Below are 16,524 nucleotides of genomic sequence, written 5' to 3' on the forward strand. Positions count from 1 at the left end.
GAAAAAAAATCCCGCCGTTTGGCGGGACTTTTTTCTTACCATCCTTGTTTGGCATTACCGGCCTTGATGGCGGCCAGCGCTTTTGCCTCGCCCAGCATGGTGGTGAGTTTATTTCCTTTACCATCATGGCCCTGCGCCATATAGCCACCGCGTGAGGTTTTGGTAACTACCGCATCCTGCATGGGTACGTCCTTTTCCTTAGTTTTCACGCAATAAGCTGTGATGATGTCGTTGTTGCTCATGTTGCTCGAGATTATTGGTTCTTAAATGGTACAATCCTGTTGCAAGCAAAACAGGCATTGTAGTTAATTGCGTTAAAGGTAGGGTTTATACGTCAATTTTTGCATACTTAGCGTGTGTCTCAATAAATTCCCTGCGGGGAGCTACTTCGTCGCCCATCAGCATACTGAATACCAGGTCGGCTTCGGCGGCACTTTCGAGGGTTACGCGTTTCAGGGTCCTGGTGGCGGGATTCATAGTTGTTTCCCACAATTGTTCAGCGTTCATTTCTCCTAACCCCTTGTATCGCTGGATGTTAACGGAATCTTCCTTGCCACCGCCGAGTTTCTCCACCAGCGCTTTACGTTGTTCTTCGTTCCAGGCGTAGACCTGTTCTTTGCCTTTCTTTACCAGGTAAAGTGGTGGCTGGGCGATGTAAACGTACCCGTTCAGCACCAGTTCCTTCATATACCTGAAAATAAAGGTCAGGATCAGGGTGGCGATGTGCGATCCGTCCACATCGGCATCCGTCATGATGATCAGCTTGTGGTAGCGGAGTTTAACCAGGTTCAGCGCCTTGGGGTCTTCAGGCGTTCCTACCGTAACACCCAGGGCTGTGTACATATTCCTGATTTCCTCATTCTCTAATATCTTATGTTCCAGTGCTTTTTCAACGTTCAGAATTTTACCTCTGAGTGGGAGAATCGCCTGGTAGCTACGGTCGCGGCCCTGTTTGGCGGTACCACCGGCCGAGTCTCCTTCGACGAGATACAGTTCGCATCTTTCCGGATCCCTTTCGGAGCAGTCTGCCAGTTTACCGGGAAGACCACCTCCGCTGAGCACGGTTTTCCTTTGCACCAGTTCACGTGCTTTTTTGGCGGCCACCCTGGCCTGGGCGGCGAGGATCACCTTGGAAATAACGTTCTTCGCTTCTTTGGGGTTCTCTTCCAGGTAGGCGTCCAGTACGCGGGCCACCGTGGTTTCCACGATACCGCTCACTTCGCTGTTGCCCAGCTTGGTTTTCGTCTGTCCTTCAAACTGGGGTTCCGGTACTTTCACGGAGATGATGGCGCTGAGTCCTTCCCGGAAATCATCACCTTCTACTTCCACCTTGGCTTTTTCGAAAAGGCCCTGTTTCTCACCGTAGTTCTTGAACACACGGGTAAGCGCCCTTCTGAAGCCCGTTACGTGTGTACCGCCTTCTATCGTATTGATATTGTTGACGTAAGAGAAAATGTGTTCCTTGAAATCGTTGTTGTAGGTCATGGCCACTTCTACGGTAACATGCGCGGTTTCGTCATACCCTTCAACATACAATGTACTGCCGATAAGTGGTGTCCTTTTACCGTTGCGGTCCAGCATTTCCACGAATTCAATGATACCTCCTTCGCTGAAGAAGTTGATTTCGTAGGGCGTACCTTCTTCATTTTTCTCCCGGAGGTCGCGGATCGTGATGCTGATGCCTTTGTTCAGGTAAGCCAGTTCGCGCAGCCTTCCTTCCAGGATTTCCCTGTTGTATTCAGAAACGGTAAAGATGGTGGTGTCGGGCCAGAAATGAACGGTTGTACCTGTACGGTCGGTGGTGCCCACTTCTTTTACGGCATACTGGGGTACGCCGATCTTATATTCCTGCTGGAAAACCTTTCCTTCCCGGTGAACGGTCACCAGTAAATCGCGGGAAAGCGCGTTTACGCAGGAAACACCCACACCGTGCAGACCACCAGACACCTTGTAAGTGTTCTTGTCGAACTTACCACCCGCGTGGAGAACGGTCATCACCACTTCCAGGGCTGATTTTTTCTCTTTCGGGTGCATACCGGTGGGGATACCACGGCCGTCATCCTGCACGGAAATACTATTGTCTTCGTGGATGGTAACGAAAATATTTTTACAATACCCGGCGAGGGCCTCATCTATGGAGTTGTCAACCACCTCATATACAAGGTGGTGCAAACCTTTCACCCCGATATCGCCAATGTACATTGCCGGCCTTTTTCTTACGGCCTCAAGGCCTTCCAATACCTGGATACTATCTGCGCCATACCCGTTTACGGGTGTACTGATTGGTTCCTGAATTTCTGTGCTCATAAATGCTTGCTCCTAATCCTTTTTTCCGATCGGATTATTCCAGCAAATGTAAGAAAATTAGGGGGTTAGGCCAATTCACGCCACATGTTTTTATACCCACTCAATGGGGAGAAAAAGACGGGTTTTACGACCGGGAAAACACCGTACCCGGCGGCACCGCTTTAACGGTGCCACCGGGTACGCCGAGTATACCTAACACCGTTAAGGTTTACCATTCCATGACAATCGGCAAAACCAGTTTTCAACTCCAGCAGCTAACTTTGCAGCCTATGCTCGTGAAAAATGATATCCTGGCTTTATCCAGGCGTGGTAAAATGAGCCAGGGCGACCTGGAACTGGTGCAATCCAGGAAAAGTACCATGCAGGGAGGTATTCAGTACCAGGTGCAGCGTTACCGTCGTTTCCCCGAATGGTCCGCTGAAGATGTGGGCATGCTGGTGTATCATGTTGATCCCGCACAACAGGAAGAATCCTACCTTGAACTGAAATTTTGTATTACAGGAAATGTGTATTGTAAGAATACGCAAGGGGCCTGCCGCGATTGTAAGGATAAAACGGAGGATTTCTGCGGCGGAAGGGTGGATACACTGGATGTGCTGAGTTTCCGCTTTAATCCCGATCACCTGGCGCAGTACGCACGCGGGAAGGATAAATCAGATATTACTTATTCCATCCTGAGTTTTGAAAGGAGCACTACTTTTTCGAAAGCGCTTTCCATCAACAACAAGACCCGTCTGGTCCTCGAACAGGTGCTGAACAGTGAATATGAGGAATCGCTCGCCAATATATTCATCCATGCGCAAACGCAGATACTGCTGCTGTACAGCATGGAGTGTATGCTGGAAGACAAAGTGGAAGCCGAGGCCCTCACTTTTACCTGTAAATTCCTTTCCAACGAAACCGACCGCGAAAAAGTGACCCGTGCCCGGGAACTGCTCCTCGAAAACCTCGGCGATCCCATCACCATTAAGGAACTCAGCAAAAAAGTGGCGATGAACGAATGTTACCTGAAGAAAGGGTTCAAGGAAATGTTCGGCACCACCATTTTTGATTTCTACCAGAACGAAAGAATGAACCATGCCCGCCACCTCCTCTATGAAGGTGGGCTGAGTGTTACCGAGGTTTCCATGATGCTGGGGTATTCCTCCATCTCACATTTCTCTACTGCATTTAAAAAGCAAACCGGGCTAAAGCCTTGTGAATTGCTGCTGCGCTAATTTCGCGCAAAATAAAGCGTTGCGCCGTAGCGTTGCAAGGCACGAAGCAATTGCGAGAAAAATATTTGAAGAAATCTCTCGCAACGACGCTACGACGCAACGGGGAAATGTTTTGGTGCCGTTAATGGTTTCTAACGAAATCTGCGGTTGCACGAATGGTTTCATCCAGGTCGGCATAGCTTAAAGCGTTGCTCAGGAACCAGCTTTCGTAGGCTGATGGTGGCAGGTAGATGCCATGCGCTAACATGTGGTGAAAATATTGGTTGAACTTCGGAATATCCGCTTCCGAAGCAGATTTAAAATCGGTGATCGCATGGTTGGAGAAGTGCAGACTGATCATGCTGCCCAACCTGTTGATCTTATACGAAACGCCATTTTCATCCAGTACGTTCCGTAAACCCGTTTCCAGGTATGCGGTTTTTTCTTCCAGTTCCCTATAAATCGAAGGATTTTGCTTCAGTTCTTTCAGTAAAGTATAACCGGCGATCATCGCAACCGGGTTCCCGCTCAAGGTACCGGCCTGGTAAACGGAACCGAGTGGCGCGATCTGTTGCATAATGGCTTTTTTTCCGCCAAAGGCGCCAACCGGCATACCGGCGCCGATCACTTTTCCGTAAGTAACCAGGTCGGCGTCAATGTGCAGTTTTTCCTGCGCGCCGCCAGGGGCGAGGCGGAAGCCAGTCATCACTTCATCAAAAATATACACGATGCCTTCGCGGGTGCATATTTCCCTCAATCCTTGCAGGAAGCCTGGTTCGGGCAGGATACAACCCATATTACCCGCAACTGGCTCGATGATGAGCGCGGCGATCTCTCCTTTGTGTTCTGATACCAGTTTCTCTACAGCGCTAAGGTCATTGTAGGCTGCAGTCAGTGTATCATTGGCCACGCCGCCGGTTACGCCGGGAACGGCTTGTATGTTGAAAGTGGCCACCCCACTGCCCGCTTTTACAAGGAAAGAATCGGCGTGACCATGATAACAGCCTTCAAATTTGATGATCTTGTTCCGGCCGGTATAACCACGTGCCAAACGGATCGCGCTCATACAGGCTTCAGTACCGCTGCTCACCATGCGGATCAGGTCCACGTTCGGCACCATCGATACAATAAGTTCGGCCATCTCTATTTCCAGTTCGGTGGGCGCCCCGAATGAGGTGGAGTCGGCCACTTTTTCGCGGATGGCCTCAATAACGGGCTCATAGGCATGACCCAGGATCATGGGGCCCCAGGAGCAGATATAGTCGATGTATCTTTTGCCATCAGCATCGTACAGGTAAGCACCTTTGGCCTTCTGCATGAAGATGGGGGTGCCGCCAACGCTTTTGAAGGCGCGGACCGGAGAGTTCACGCCTCCGGGGATTGTGCGCTGCGCACGTTCGAAAAGGGCAATACTTTTATTCATCTGAAATACTTTGGTATATGTGCTGTTTAGCCGATCAGTTTTACGGCATCTTTGGCAAAATAGCTGGCGATCATATCCGCGCCCGCACGTTTAATGGATGTGAGCGTTTCCAGGATGGCTTTTTCTTCGTTTAGCCATCCCCGTTCCGCCGCGGCTTTGATCATCGCGTATTCTCCACTCACCTGGTAGGCGCTCACGGGTAAGGTTACGGCATCCCTGATTTCACGAATGATATCGAGGTAGGCCAGCGCCGGTTTCACCATCACAATGTCAGCACCTTCTTCCACATCCATCAGTGTTTCGCGGAGCGCTTCCCTTCTGTTGGCGGGATCCATCTGGTAGGTTTTTTTATCGCCGAAGCCGGGCGCGCTGTCCAGGGCATCACGGAAAGGTCCGTAAAAACAGGACGCGTATTTCGCGCTGTAACTCATGATGCCTGTTTTCGTATAGCCGTGCGCTTCCAGTGCTTCTCGGATGGCGCGTATCCTGCCGTCCATCATATCGCTGGGGGCGACAAAGTCGGCGCCTGCTTCCGCATGGCTCACGCTCATAGCCGCCAGCACGGAGACTGTGGCATCGTTCACAATTTCACCGTTCTCCACAATGCCATCGTGGCCGAAAGAAGAGAAGGGGTCCAGCGCCACGTCGGTCATCACCAGCATATCCGGACAGGCATCTTTCACGGTCCGGATGCTGCGCTGCATCAATCCGTCAGGGTTCAGCGCTTCGGTACCTTTGTTGTCTTTCTTCGCATCGTCGCATTTAATGAAGAGCAACACCGAGCGAAGTCCCATGCTCCACAGTTCTTTCACTTCAGTCTGAAGCAGATCGAGGCTCATCCGGAAATAGCCGGGCATGGAAGAGATTTCTTCCTTCACATTTTTTCCTTCCACCACGAAAAGCGGCACGATGAAATCTTCGGGCCTGAGTATGGTTTCGGCCACTAAGCTTCTGATGGCGGGTGTTTGGCGGAGTATCCTGTTTCTTCTGATCATAAATATATTTTGTGCACTAAACCCAGTCTCTCGGATGCAGGCAGGCCTGGAAGAGTTTATCTTCTTCCGATCCGGGTTCAGGATAATAATTGTATTCAAACCGAACGGTGGGCGGAAGACTCATCAGAATAGATTCTATGCGCCCGTTGGTTTTGAGGCCGAAGATGGTACCGCGGTCGTGGACCAGGTTGAATTCGGTATAACGTCCCCTTCTTATCTCCTGCCAGTGTTTGTTGGCGGGCGTGAAGCCTGCGTTTTTGTTTTTCTCCACGATGGGAATATACGCGTCGATGAAGCCGTATCCGCAGGCGCGTGCCAGATCGAACCACAACGCAACAGGTTTATCTTCAGAAGGACGCTGGTAATCGTAGAAGATACCGCCCAATCCTCTTCTTTCTTCGTTACGGTGCCAGTTCACGAAATACTGATCGCAATGTTCCTTGAAAGCAGGGAAGAAGGAGGGATCGACCTGGTCGCAGGCGTTTTTATACGTGCGGTGGAAATGCGTTACATCTGCCTCGTCAAGATAGTAGGGGGTAATGTCTGTTCCACCACCGAACCACCTGTCGGCGAGTGATCCGTCTTCATTGTACAGTTCGAACATACGGTAATTACAATGCACTGTGGGCACGAATGGATTGTAGGGATGAATCACCAGCGAGAGGCCGCAGGCAAACCAGGAATGACCGTCAATTTTTAATTGCGAACGCATCATCGGCGTTACTTCACCATAAACGATGCTGGTGTTTACACCACCTTTTTCAAAGACGTTTCCGTTTGCGATTACCCGTGTTTTTCCGCCGCCGCCTTCGGGGCGTTCCCATTTGTCTTCTACAAAAACAGCTTTGCCATCGCTGGCTTCGAGGGCCGCGCATATTTTGTTCTGAAGGTCATGAATGAAACTGATCCAGTCTTCCTTTACGGTGTTTTCACTGATGGCTTCGGGCATAAGTTCGGTTGAATGTAGGTTCATAAAAAACAATTTTATTCCGGCAAAACTCCGTTCCAATCGGGTTGGAAAAACTGATCTTCGTCAACTGTTTTTCTTTTTACAATTCTATGATGTGTATTCTTTCACCGTGTCCACAAAGGCTTTCGCGTGGTCAACGGGAACATTGGGCAGAATACCATGACCCAGGTTAGCAATATGGGCTTTGTTGCCGAACGCGTCCAGCATGGCTTTTACTTCTTTCTTAATAACGGGGATGGGTGACAGCAGTTTAGCCGGATCGAAATTGCCTTGCAATACCACGTTGTCTCCTGCGAACTGGCGTGCGAGGTGTGCCGGAATGCACCAGTCGATGCCCAGTCCTTTAGCTCCTGTTGCCGCCATGCTTTCGAGTGAATGCCATGCGCCTTTTGCGAATACGATCACGGGCACTTCATCCTTCAACGCCGCCACGATCTGACGGATGTATTGCAGGGAGATGTGCTCAAAATCATCTTTACCCAGCAGCCCGCCCCAGCTGTCGAACACCTGTACGGTATCAGCGCCGGCTTTCACCTGTGCTTTCAGGTAAGCGATGGTGGTATCGGTAATCATTTGCAGCAGTTGATGCGCCAGTTCCGGTTGGGTGTAACAGAAAGCTTTGGCCTCATCAAATGTTTTGCTTCCCTTGCCCTGCACCATATAACAAAGGATGGTCCAGGGGGCGCCCGCGAAGCCAATCAGCGGAACGCGTCCGTTCAGTTCTTTTTTGATGAGTTGAATGGCATCAAACACATACTGCAGTGTTTCATTCACATCAGGTACGCGGATGCGGTTCATGTCGGCCGCTGTTTTGATGGGGTCGGGGAGTACCGGCCCTTTGCTTTCGATCAGTTGTACTTCGAGACCCATAGCCTGGGGTACAACGAGGATATCTGAAAAAAGAATCGCGGCGTCCACACCTACAATATCGATGGGTTGAAGGGTGATTTCGCAGGCGAGTTCCGGCGTCTGGCACCTTTCAAAGAAGCCGTACTTTTCGCGCAGCTTCATGTATTCGGGAAGGTAACGCCCTGCCTGACGCATCATCCAAACCGGTGGGCGACTGGTTTGCTCTCCGTTCAATACTTTCAGCAGCAGGTCGTTCTGTAATGTACTCATGGTATATGTTTTGTCGTCTTTTGTTGTTTGAAGAAATCGATGGCCGTTTCTATCAGGGCCTCCTTATCCGTTGTGGGAGAAAAAAGCACATTGTCCTTAGAGAAAGAACGGATGGCCTCCGCCGTTGTTTGTCCGATCGCGAAGAAATATTGATCTTGTTGCGGTGGATTCAGGGAGAAATAACTTTCCACGGCGCTGGGGCTGAAAAACAACACCCCGTTGTATTTTATTTCCAGTTGTTGTGGGGTGGAAATGGTATCGTACACCGTAATTTCCTCCAGGGAGAATCCGTGTTTGAGCAACTGATCCGGCAGTTCATTTCTCCTGATGTTCCCACAGAAAAAAACAACTGGTCCCCGGGGATTTTCCAGGATGATTTTTTTAGCGAGCATACCGCCATAAGGGGCCTCGCCTTTGATGACAGAAGAATGGAAATGTTGCCGGAGCAGTTGTGCCGTTCTCCCCCCGATGGAATAAAGGTTCCATTTGGGTTGGTTCTTTTTAACTGTGCCATCGGCTGAAATCATGCCCGCCACGGCTTCCACCGCGTTCATGCTGGTGAATACCACATTCAGTTCCTTCGTGGCCAGTTTCTGTACTTGTTTCAGCAATGCCTCCGTTTTTCTTTCCACCGTTTCGATGAAGGAGATGCCATGCAATACCACACCGGCTTCAGCAGCTTTTTGTTGCTGAATGTTTGTAACAGGACGTGTACAAAGCAGGTATGGCGCTTCGTTTCCCATCAGGAAGCGAGTGATTTTACTTTACCTATTACTGCTTTCCCTTCCCCTTCCAGCAATTCTTTTGCCGCGGTTATGCCGGTGTTTTTTGCTTCTTCCAGCGAAACGATTTTATGGATATCGGCCCACAACGAACCATCGGTAGCCGTAATGTTCCCGGTAAAAAGAATGTTCCCGTTTTCTTCCCGTGCCCATGCGCTGATGGGTGTGGAACATCCGCCCATCAACGTATTCAGGAACGAGCGCTCCATATAGGTGCACAGTTCGGTGAGCGGGTGGTTCAAGGGGGCACAGGCTTCCAGCATTTGTGTATCATTTTCGCGGCACACAATCATGATGGCGCCCTGTGCGGGAGCGGGCAGCATCCAGTTGAGTTCAATGCTGTTCTCGGGGCGCAGGTTTATTCTTTCCAGTCCGGCGGCGGCGAAAATAGCGCCCTGCCAGTTGCTTTCGGCCACCTTACGCAGCCTGGTGTTCACGTTTCCCCTGAGGTTATCAATGGTATGATTGGGGAAATGCCTTAACCACTGGGCTTTCCGGCGTATACTGCTGGTGGCGATCACGGCCAGAGAACGAGGATCATCCATAAAAGCAGTATCTCCTTTATGGACGAGAATATCTTTATAAGAAGCTCTTTCCAATACAGCGGCTGGTACAATCCCCTGCGCCAGTTGGGTGGGCACATCTTTCATGGAGTGCACGGCGATGTCTATTCTTCCGGAAAGCAGCGCGGCATCCAGTGTTTTGGTGAAAACACCCTGCACGCCCATAGCGTAGAGTGGTGTAACGAGGTCCACATCGCCTTCACTTTTAATGTAAACGAGTTCGCTTTCGTGGCCCGCATCGCGCAACAGTTCCTGTACCCGGGTAGCCTGCCATACGGCGAGCTGGCTTTCCCGCGTACCTATTCTTAAAGGCTGGTTCAAAATCTGGTTTGTTGTCCGGCGGAAATCAATGTACGCCGGGAGTGATGAAATCGTTGATGGCCTCGATATAATGACATCCACGTTGGTTCTCCCGCCTCATTTTGGTGGCCATCACGTTGATGACTTTCTGAATCTTGTCTTCTGAAGTGGTGCAGCATACCGGGGCCGATACAGGCGCAAAGATAGGATGACCCTGCATTTCCTGCAGTTTTTCCTTTACGGCTTTCAGCACGGGAACATGCTGGCGCATGCCCACCCATTCCGCGAATTCGCGCTGGTGCTTGCCGATGATGCGTACCGCTTTAGGTACTTCTTTTTCCCTTTTCTGAAGGGTTTCGTCTTTCAGTTTGGAGAGCTCATCCACGTTCACAAGGGTAATACCGGGGATGGTGGCCACTTCGGGCGCCACATTATTGGGAATGGAAAGGTCGATAATTGTTTTTTCTCCCACGCCATTCAGGTGGATGGGGAGAATGGCCGGTGTTTCCGCGTTGGTGGCTACGAGAATGATGTCCGCTTTCTCCACTTCCGCGTCCAGGTCGCTGAAAGCGGCCCAGGAAAGTTGCATGGTTTCAGCCAGCGCCTGCGCTTTCTCGATAGAACGGTTCATCAGCACGATATCGGTGGCTGGAAGATAGTCTACGAGGTTCTTGCAGGTATTGCGCCCGATCTTACCGATGCCCAGCAGAAGAATGCGTTTGCCTTTTACCTGAGGAATGTTTTCACGGATGTATTGTACGGCGGCGAAAGAAACAGAGACGGTTCCGCCACTCAATGCCGTTTGGTTTTTGATTTCTTTGGAAGACTGTAATACCTGGTTGATGAGCCTTTCCAGAAAGGTGCCGATGCAGCCGTGTTGTTTGGCGAACTTTGCCGCCAGTTTAAGCTGTCCTACAATCTCGTAGTCGCCAAGTATTTGGGAATCAAGGCCGGAGGCTACGCGGAAAATATGGTTGATGGCGTCTTCTCCGGTGCGGAGGTAGGCGAGTTGGGTGAAAAGCTGGTAGTCGCCCGCGGTTTCGGAGCAGAGCAACTGGGCCAGGTCTTCGATGTTTTCGGCCACGCCATAAATTTCGGTACGGTTGCAGGTGGAAAGAATAAAAACCTCACGGATACCCATGGTTTTGGCCTTGAAGAGGATCCTTTCGTATTGTTCCTCGTTCACGGCAAAACGCCCCCGCACGGCGGCATCAGTTTTTTTATAGTTGATGCCGGCAACGTAAAAGCGTGAAATTTCTTTATTACTTCCTCCCATGCAATGCTCTTTCTGAATCAATACGGCAAAATTACCGCTGGTGTTGTTCAAAAGAGATGGTTTAATGTCAATCGTCTGTCATAATTAATTGAAAAACACGCAACAATTGCACATTTGCGCTGTTGTATGGGCTTTTTCATCGGCGGCATGAGGGGAAATGGAAGGCTGATGAACCGGGAAACGTAATTTTGTGGCATCATTCAGCATTAAGGACAGCTGCTCAACAGGAATCAGTATGAAAAAAGGGATTGTTTTAATGAATCTGGGTTCGCCGGATTCCACTTCAGTAAAAGATGTGCGGAAATACCTCGTGGAATTCCTGATGGATCCCCGGGTGATCGATTATTCCTGGCTGGCACGGACGCTGCTGGTGAAGGGGATCATCGCCCCGTTCCGGGCGCCGAAATCGGCGAAAGCCTATGCTACGGTATGGACGGAGAACGGTTCTCCGCTGATCGTTCTCACAGAACAACTCCGGGATGCGCTTCAGAAAGAAGTGGCCGACCAGGTCACGATCGCGATGCGCTACGGTAATCCCAGTCCGCGCGAGGCTTATGATGAACTGATGTTGAAAGTACCCGGGCTGGAGGAAGTGGTGCTGGTGCCACTGTATCCGCACTACGCCATGTCCAGTTACGAAACGGCCGTGGCTTACGCGAGAAAGGTCCATAAAGAGCGGAAATATCCCTTCGAATTGACGGTGATAAAACCGTTCTACGATGAGGAACGCTACCTGAATGCGCTGGCGGATAGTATAAAACCCTTCCTGCAGCAGCCCTATGATAAAATACTTTTCAGTTACCACGGTGTTCCGGAAAGACATATATATAAAGGAGACATTACCGGCAACCACTGTCTTAAAACCCCAGACTGCTGTGAAGTGGATTCCCTGGCCCACAGCCAGTGTTACCGCCACCAATGTTTTATCACCACCCGGAAGGTGACGGAAAAACTGGGCATACCGCCAGAAAAATACGGGTTCTCGTTCCAGTCAAGATTGGGCAGGGATGAATGGCTGAAACCTTATACGGCTGAAAAGCTGGCCCAATTGCCTGGTGAAGGCGTGAAAAAGCTGTTGGTGGCCTGTCCGGCGTTTGTGAGCGATTGCCTGGAGACCCTGGAGGAAATAGCGGAGGAAGGAAAGGAGATTTTTCTCCATGCCGGTGGCGAGGAATTTACGATGATTCCCTGTTTGAATGTGCACCCCGCACTGGTAAATACACTGAAAGAATGGGTGGAGGAAATTGCAGAGGGGGAGAAAACAATGGTGCTGGCGGAAGACGTGGCGGTATAATTTCCCGAAACCGTAAACAGGATTTCCGCATAACGTAAACATGACTGGCCCGTTTGCCTGCAACTTTACAATACTTTATTGCTCCGTCAATGCAGGCAAGCCGACTCTTCGGAGGGCCGACGAAAAATAGTCCAACAGTCGAAAACATATCCCGCCCGCAAGGGTGGGATTTTTCTTGCAGCATTTATGGGTGAACTATATGCGTTAAGGAAGAGATACTCCTTCGTATGTAAGAAGTATACAAAAAACAAAAGCCGCCCGGACAAGGCGGCTTCTTACATAGATCGATCGTTCGTCAGGACATTGCATTCAGGGAAGGCTATCAATGCGATATTGGGTATTGTGATATTTGTTTTGTAGAGAATGTTGGACTTTATTTCTGATAATATAAGTAACAAGAATGGTGCCAAAATAGGGAGATTGGGTAGAAATGAGGTGGTTTTATAAAAAAAGGAGGGGAGTAAGACTACTCCCCTGTTTTAACCCCTAAACCCTAAACCGTAGAAATATTTAGAAATGTGTTTGTTAGCTTTTCTTGTTCATTTTTGACCATCTATCCGAATGTTCCGTTGCACGATTCCAAAAACTTTTTTGAACTTCAGATTTACGCGTGTTATGTTTCAGAAACTATGCCAAAAATCGAAAATGTGGATAAACCCGGAGGATTTTTCTAAGGATACATGCATCTACTTAAGTAATCTCGAATTCAACCTTCCATTCATCTAACGATCGCCCATTCGGTTTTATGGCCCGTTACGGAATATTTAACAAACCTTGTGCCGCAGCTATAGCGGTGTCACTGGTTGATTAATTTCGTACCTTTGCACCCATTTTTAAGCCAATTTTCAGCAGAATAAAGATATATGTCAGCCAGATACAAAGAATTTCAGCAATTGAACCTTCCCGCTATCGAAAAGGAAGTCCTGGCGGAATGGGAAGCCGGCAAAGCTTTTGAAAAATCGGTTTCCATCCGGGAAGACGCGGAGCCATTCGTATTCTACGAAGGTCCTCCCAGCGCCAACGGCATGCCCGGTATCCACCACGTGATCTCCCGCACCCTGAAAGACCTTGTATGCCGTTACAAAACCATGCAGGGGTTTCAGGTGAAAAGAAAAGGGGGCTGGGATACACATGGACTTCCCGTTGAACTGCAGGTGGAGAAAGAGTTAGGGATCACCAAGGAAGACATCGGCAAGAAAATTTCCGTAGAAGAATACAACCAGAAATGCCGCGAAACAGTACTCCGGTATAAAGACAAGTGGGACGACCTCACCACCAAAATGGGCTATTGGGTCGATCTGCAGCAACCCTACATCACCTTCGATAACAACTATATTGAAAGCCTATGGTGGCTCCTTAAAAAAATGTACGACCGCGGACTGCTCTACGAAAGTGTGAGCATTCAGCCTTATTCACCCGCGGCGGGAACCGGCCTCAGTTCGCACGAACTCAACCAGCCCGGTACCTATAAAGATGTAAAAGATACCAGCGCCACCGTGATGTTCCGTGCGGTGCAGGACGAAAAAAATAAATTCCTCCACGATGCGGTGCACGGCGCCGAAGTATTCTTCATGGCCTGGACCACCACGCCCTGGACACTTCCTTCCAACCTCGGCTTAACGGTTGGGCCGAATATCGACTATGTGTTGGTGCAAACCTTCAACCCCTACACACATCTTCCGGTTAATGTGGTGCTGGCGAAAAATCTCGTGGGCAAATACCTGAAAGCTGAAGGCGAGAACGGTGATTTCGATGGTTATTCCAAAGAAACCAAACTCATTCCCTGGAAGATCATTACCGAATTCAAAGGGAAGGAACTCGAAGGCTGCCGCTACGAGCAATTGCTGGCTTTCGAAGCGAATTCCCTGGACGTGATCCGCGCCATTACTCCTGATGCCGATCCGTTCCGCATACTCTGCGATACTTTCGTGACCACTGAAGACGGTACCGGTATCGTACATACCGCGCCCGCTTTCGGTGCCGATGACTATAAGGTGGGCAAAAAATACAATATCGGCATCCTTACCATGGTGGACCGCGAAGGCAAATTCGTGGATGGCCTCGGTGAGTTCAGCAACCGGTATGTGAAGAATTATAAAGATGAAAAGGATTATGTAGATGTGAACGTGGACATCTCCGTGAAACTGAAACTGGAGAACCGCGCTTTCAAAGTAGAAAAATACGAACACAGCTACCCTCATTGCTGGAGAACTGATAAACCCATCCTGTATTACCCGTTGGATGCGTGGTTCATCAAAACCACCGCACTGAAAGACCGGATGGTGGAACTCAACAAAACCATCAACTGGAAACCGGCCAGCACAGGAACGGGCCGCTTTGGTAACTGGCTGGAAAATATGGTAGACTGGAACCTGAGCAGGAGCCGCTACTGGGGAACGCCGTTGCCCGTTTGGAAAACAGTGGACGCGGATGGAAATTATGTGGAAGTTAAAGATGGTGGCGAACAAAAATGTATCGGGTCCATCGAAGAGCTTAACGCTGAGATCAGGAAAGCGAATGAAGTTTTAGGAGGCGATGTGAACAGGCATTACCTGCATGAGGGCATACTGGACCTCCACAAACCTTATGTGGATGACATCGTCCTGGTAGCTTCTTCCGGTGCGCCCATGAAACGTGTCTCCGACCTGATCGACGTATGGTTCGATTCCGGTGCCATGCCTTATGCGCAATGGCATTTCCCCTTCGAAAACAAAGATGTTTTCGTAAAAAACTATCCCGCCGATTTCATCGCGGAAGGCGTGGACCAGACCCGTGGCTGGTTCTATACCCTGCACGCCATCGGATCGCTGATCAAAGAAGATATCCAGGAGGAATTGAAGAAAGCTGGTATTGAAGCGCCGGAAGAAAAATACCCCGGGGTAGCTTATAAAACCGTAGTATCCAACGGCCTCGTACTGGATAAGAACGGGAACAAGATGAGTAAGCGCCTCGGCAATGTGGTGAACCCGTTTGAAACCATCGATACTTTTGGTGCTGATGCTACCCGTTGGTACCTCATCACCAATGCTTCTCCGTGGGACAGTCTGAAATTCGACATTGAAGGAATACGCGAGGTGCAACGGAAGTTCTTCGGCACCATGTACAACACTTACCAATTCTTCGCCCTGTATGCCAATGTGGATGGATTCGCTTTTAAAGAAGCGTACATTCCGCTGAACGAAAGGCCGGAGATCGACCAGTGGATCATTTCTTCCCTCAATACATTGAAAGGAAAGGTTGCCGCCGCGTTCAACGATTATGAGCCCACCACCGCAGGCAGGCTGATCGAGGAGTTTGTGGACGAACACCTGAGCAACTGGTATGTGCGTTTATGCCGCCGCCGGTTCTGGAAAGGCGATTACGAACACGATAAAATCGCCGCTTACCAAACACTGTATGAGTGCCTGGAAACCATTTCCCTGCTCATCGCGCCCGTGTCGCCTTTCTTCTCTGAATGGTTGTTTAAAAACCTGAATGCTGTTTCCGGCAGGATAAATGCGGAATCGGTCCACCACGCCCTTTACCCGGCACCCCTGGAAAGCGCCATTCAGCCCGACCTGGAAGAGCGCATGGAACTGGCCCAGAACATCTGTTCGCTGGTGCTTTCCCTCCGTAAAAAGGTAAACATTAAGGTAAGGCAGCCGTTGCAGAAAATACTGATCCCGGTGCTGAACCCGGCCATGAAAGTTCAGATCGAAAAGATCGAAGACCTGATCAGGTCCGAGGTGAACGTGAAGGAAATCCAATACCTCACGGAAACCGACGGATTCATCAAAAAGAAGATCAAACCCAATTTCGTGGCCCTCGGTAAGAAGTTGGGTGCCAGGATGAAAGCCGCATCAGCAGCCATTGGAGAGATGACCCAGGACGACATCTCCAAAATCGAAAAAGAGGGACAATATACTTTGTTAATTGATAGCGAACCCTTAATATTACAGATTAATGAAGTGGAAATCACCAGCGAGGACATTCCCGGCTGGATGGTGGCCACCAAAGACGCTCTGACAGTAGCCCTGGATGTTACCGTTACTCCTGATTTAGTTGACGAAGGCAATGCCCGCGAACTGGTGAACAGAATTCAGAAGATCAGAAAAGACAACGGGTATGAACTAACGGACCGCATCCTTGTTTCAGTGTCCGGCCATGATAGTCTGAACGAAGCCATACGCTCCTTCGGCACTTACATCGCCGCCGAAATTCTCGCCGATGGGCTTGAAATTCAACCGGATCTGACCGATGGCATTGAAATTGAAGTTAACGATGTACCATTAAAAGTGTTAGTTACTAAAAAAGGATAAC

At 49.8% G+C, this 16,524-nt stretch carries 12 protein-coding genes; 3 read left to right on the plus strand and 9 right to left on the minus strand.

What is annotated here, in order from left to right:
* Positions 1–35 precede the first annotated feature (35 nt).
* A complete protein-coding gene (locus tag M4J38_RS17100; protein WP_251761021.1) occupies positions 36–242 on the minus strand; it encodes a hypothetical protein in 207 nt (68 codons plus the stop codon).
* Between the two features lie 85 nt (positions 243–327).
* On the minus strand, positions 328–2,307 hold the full coding sequence (gene gyrB, locus M4J38_RS17105) for a DNA topoisomerase (ATP-hydrolyzing) subunit B (protein WP_251761022.1): 1,980 nt from the start codon (positions 2,305–2,307) through the stop codon (positions 328–330).
* A gap of 269 nt (positions 2,308–2,576) precedes the next feature.
* Between gyrB and M4J38_RS17110 the strand changes: the two genes are divergently transcribed.
* On the plus strand, positions 2,577–3,524 hold the full coding sequence (locus M4J38_RS17110; RefSeq protein WP_251761023.1) for an AraC family transcriptional regulator: 948 nt from the start codon (positions 2,577–2,579) through the stop codon (positions 3,522–3,524).
* A gap of 121 nt (positions 3,525–3,645) precedes the next feature.
* Here the strand turns inward: M4J38_RS17110 and hemL are convergent, their stop codons facing one another.
* From hemL to hemA, 7 genes are all read right to left on the minus strand, one after another.
* Positions 3,646–4,926, minus strand: a complete 1,281-nt coding sequence (gene hemL, locus M4J38_RS17115) for a glutamate-1-semialdehyde 2,1-aminomutase (protein ID WP_251761024.1) — start codon at positions 4,924–4,926, stop codon at positions 3,646–3,648.
* A gap of 26 nt (positions 4,927–4,952) precedes the next feature.
* Complete coding sequence (hemB, locus tag M4J38_RS17120; RefSeq protein ID WP_251761025.1) at positions 4,953–5,921, minus strand: porphobilinogen synthase; 969 nt, start codon at positions 5,919–5,921, stop codon at positions 4,953–4,955.
* A gap of 16 nt (positions 5,922–5,937) precedes the next feature.
* On the minus strand, positions 5,938–6,870 hold the full coding sequence (gene hemF / locus M4J38_RS17125; protein ID WP_374662954.1) for an oxygen-dependent coproporphyrinogen oxidase: 933 nt from the start codon (positions 6,868–6,870) through the stop codon (positions 5,938–5,940).
* 108 nt (positions 6,871–6,978) lie between these two features.
* Positions 6,979–8,010, minus strand: coding sequence for a uroporphyrinogen decarboxylase (hemE, locus tag M4J38_RS17130; protein WP_251761027.1), 1,032 nt, complete (start codon positions 8,008–8,010; stop codon positions 6,979–6,981).
* Positions 8,007–8,753, minus strand: coding sequence for a uroporphyrinogen-III synthase (locus M4J38_RS17135; protein WP_251761028.1), 747 nt, complete (start codon positions 8,751–8,753; stop codon positions 8,007–8,009). The genes hemE and M4J38_RS17135 overlap by 4 nt, the downstream gene beginning before the upstream one ends.
* Positions 8,753–9,676: a hydroxymethylbilane synthase gene (hemC, locus tag M4J38_RS17140; protein ID WP_251761029.1), complete on the minus strand. Its 924-nt coding sequence runs from the start codon at positions 9,674–9,676 to the stop codon at positions 8,753–8,755. Before hemC ends, M4J38_RS17135 begins: the two co-directional genes overlap by 1 nt.
* Before the next feature lie 25 nt (positions 9,677–9,701).
* Positions 9,702–10,982 carry a glutamyl-tRNA reductase gene (gene hemA, locus M4J38_RS17145; protein ID WP_251761030.1) on the minus strand — a complete coding sequence of 427 codons (1,281 nt, stop codon included), beginning with the start codon at positions 10,980–10,982 and terminating at the stop codon, positions 9,702–9,704.
* Positions 10,983–11,166: 184 nt separating this feature from the next.
* Here hemA and hemH point away from each other — a divergent pair, with 184 nt between their 5' ends.
* Complete coding sequence (gene hemH / locus M4J38_RS17150) at positions 11,167–12,225, plus strand: ferrochelatase (RefSeq protein WP_256469242.1); 1,059 nt, start codon at positions 11,167–11,169, stop codon at positions 12,223–12,225.
* Positions 12,226–13,088: 863 nt separating this feature from the next.
* Positions 13,089–16,523, plus strand: coding sequence for an isoleucine--tRNA ligase (ileS, locus tag M4J38_RS17155; protein WP_251761032.1), 3,435 nt, complete (start codon positions 13,089–13,091; stop codon positions 16,521–16,523).
* Position 16,524 lies beyond the last annotated feature (1 nt).

This window comes from Parasegetibacter sp. NRK P23 (assembly GCF_023721715.1).
Classification (GTDB): domain Bacteria; phylum Bacteroidota; class Bacteroidia; order Chitinophagales; family Chitinophagaceae; genus Parasegetibacter.

Bases quoted from the DNA above. Each gene is read 5' to 3' on its own strand.
- hemE (WP_251761027.1), bottom strand. From the start codon at position 8,010: ATGAGTACATTACAGAACGACCTGCTGCTGAAAGTATTGAACGGAGAG.
- hemF (WP_374662954.1), bottom strand. From the start codon at position 6,870: ATGCCCGAAGCCATCAGTGAAAACACCGTAAAGGAAGACTGGATCAGT.
- M4J38_RS17135 (WP_251761028.1), bottom strand. From the start codon at position 8,753: ATGGGAAACGAAGCGCCATACCTGCTTTGTACACGTCCTGTTACAAAC.
- hemL (WP_251761024.1), bottom strand. From the start codon at position 4,926: ATGAATAAAAGTATTGCCCTTTTCGAACGTGCGCAGCGCACAATCCCC.
- ileS (WP_251761032.1), top strand. From the start codon at position 13,089: ATGTCAGCCAGATACAAAGAATTTCAGCAATTGAACCTTCCCGCTATC.
- gyrB (WP_251761022.1), bottom strand. From the start codon at position 2,307: ATGAGCACAGAAATTCAGGAACCAATCAGTACACCCGTAAACGGGTAT.
- hemB (WP_251761025.1), bottom strand. From the start codon at position 5,921: ATGATCAGAAGAAACAGGATACTCCGCCAAACACCCGCCATCAGAAGC.
- hemH (WP_256469242.1), top strand. From the start codon at position 11,167: ATGAAAAAAGGGATTGTTTTAATGAATCTGGGTTCGCCGGATTCCACT.
- M4J38_RS17110 (WP_251761023.1), top strand. From the start codon at position 2,577: ATGCTCGTGAAAAATGATATCCTGGCTTTATCCAGGCGTGGTAAAATG.
- M4J38_RS17100 (WP_251761021.1), bottom strand. From the start codon at position 242: ATGAGCAACAACGACATCATCACAGCTTATTGCGTGAAAACTAAGGAA.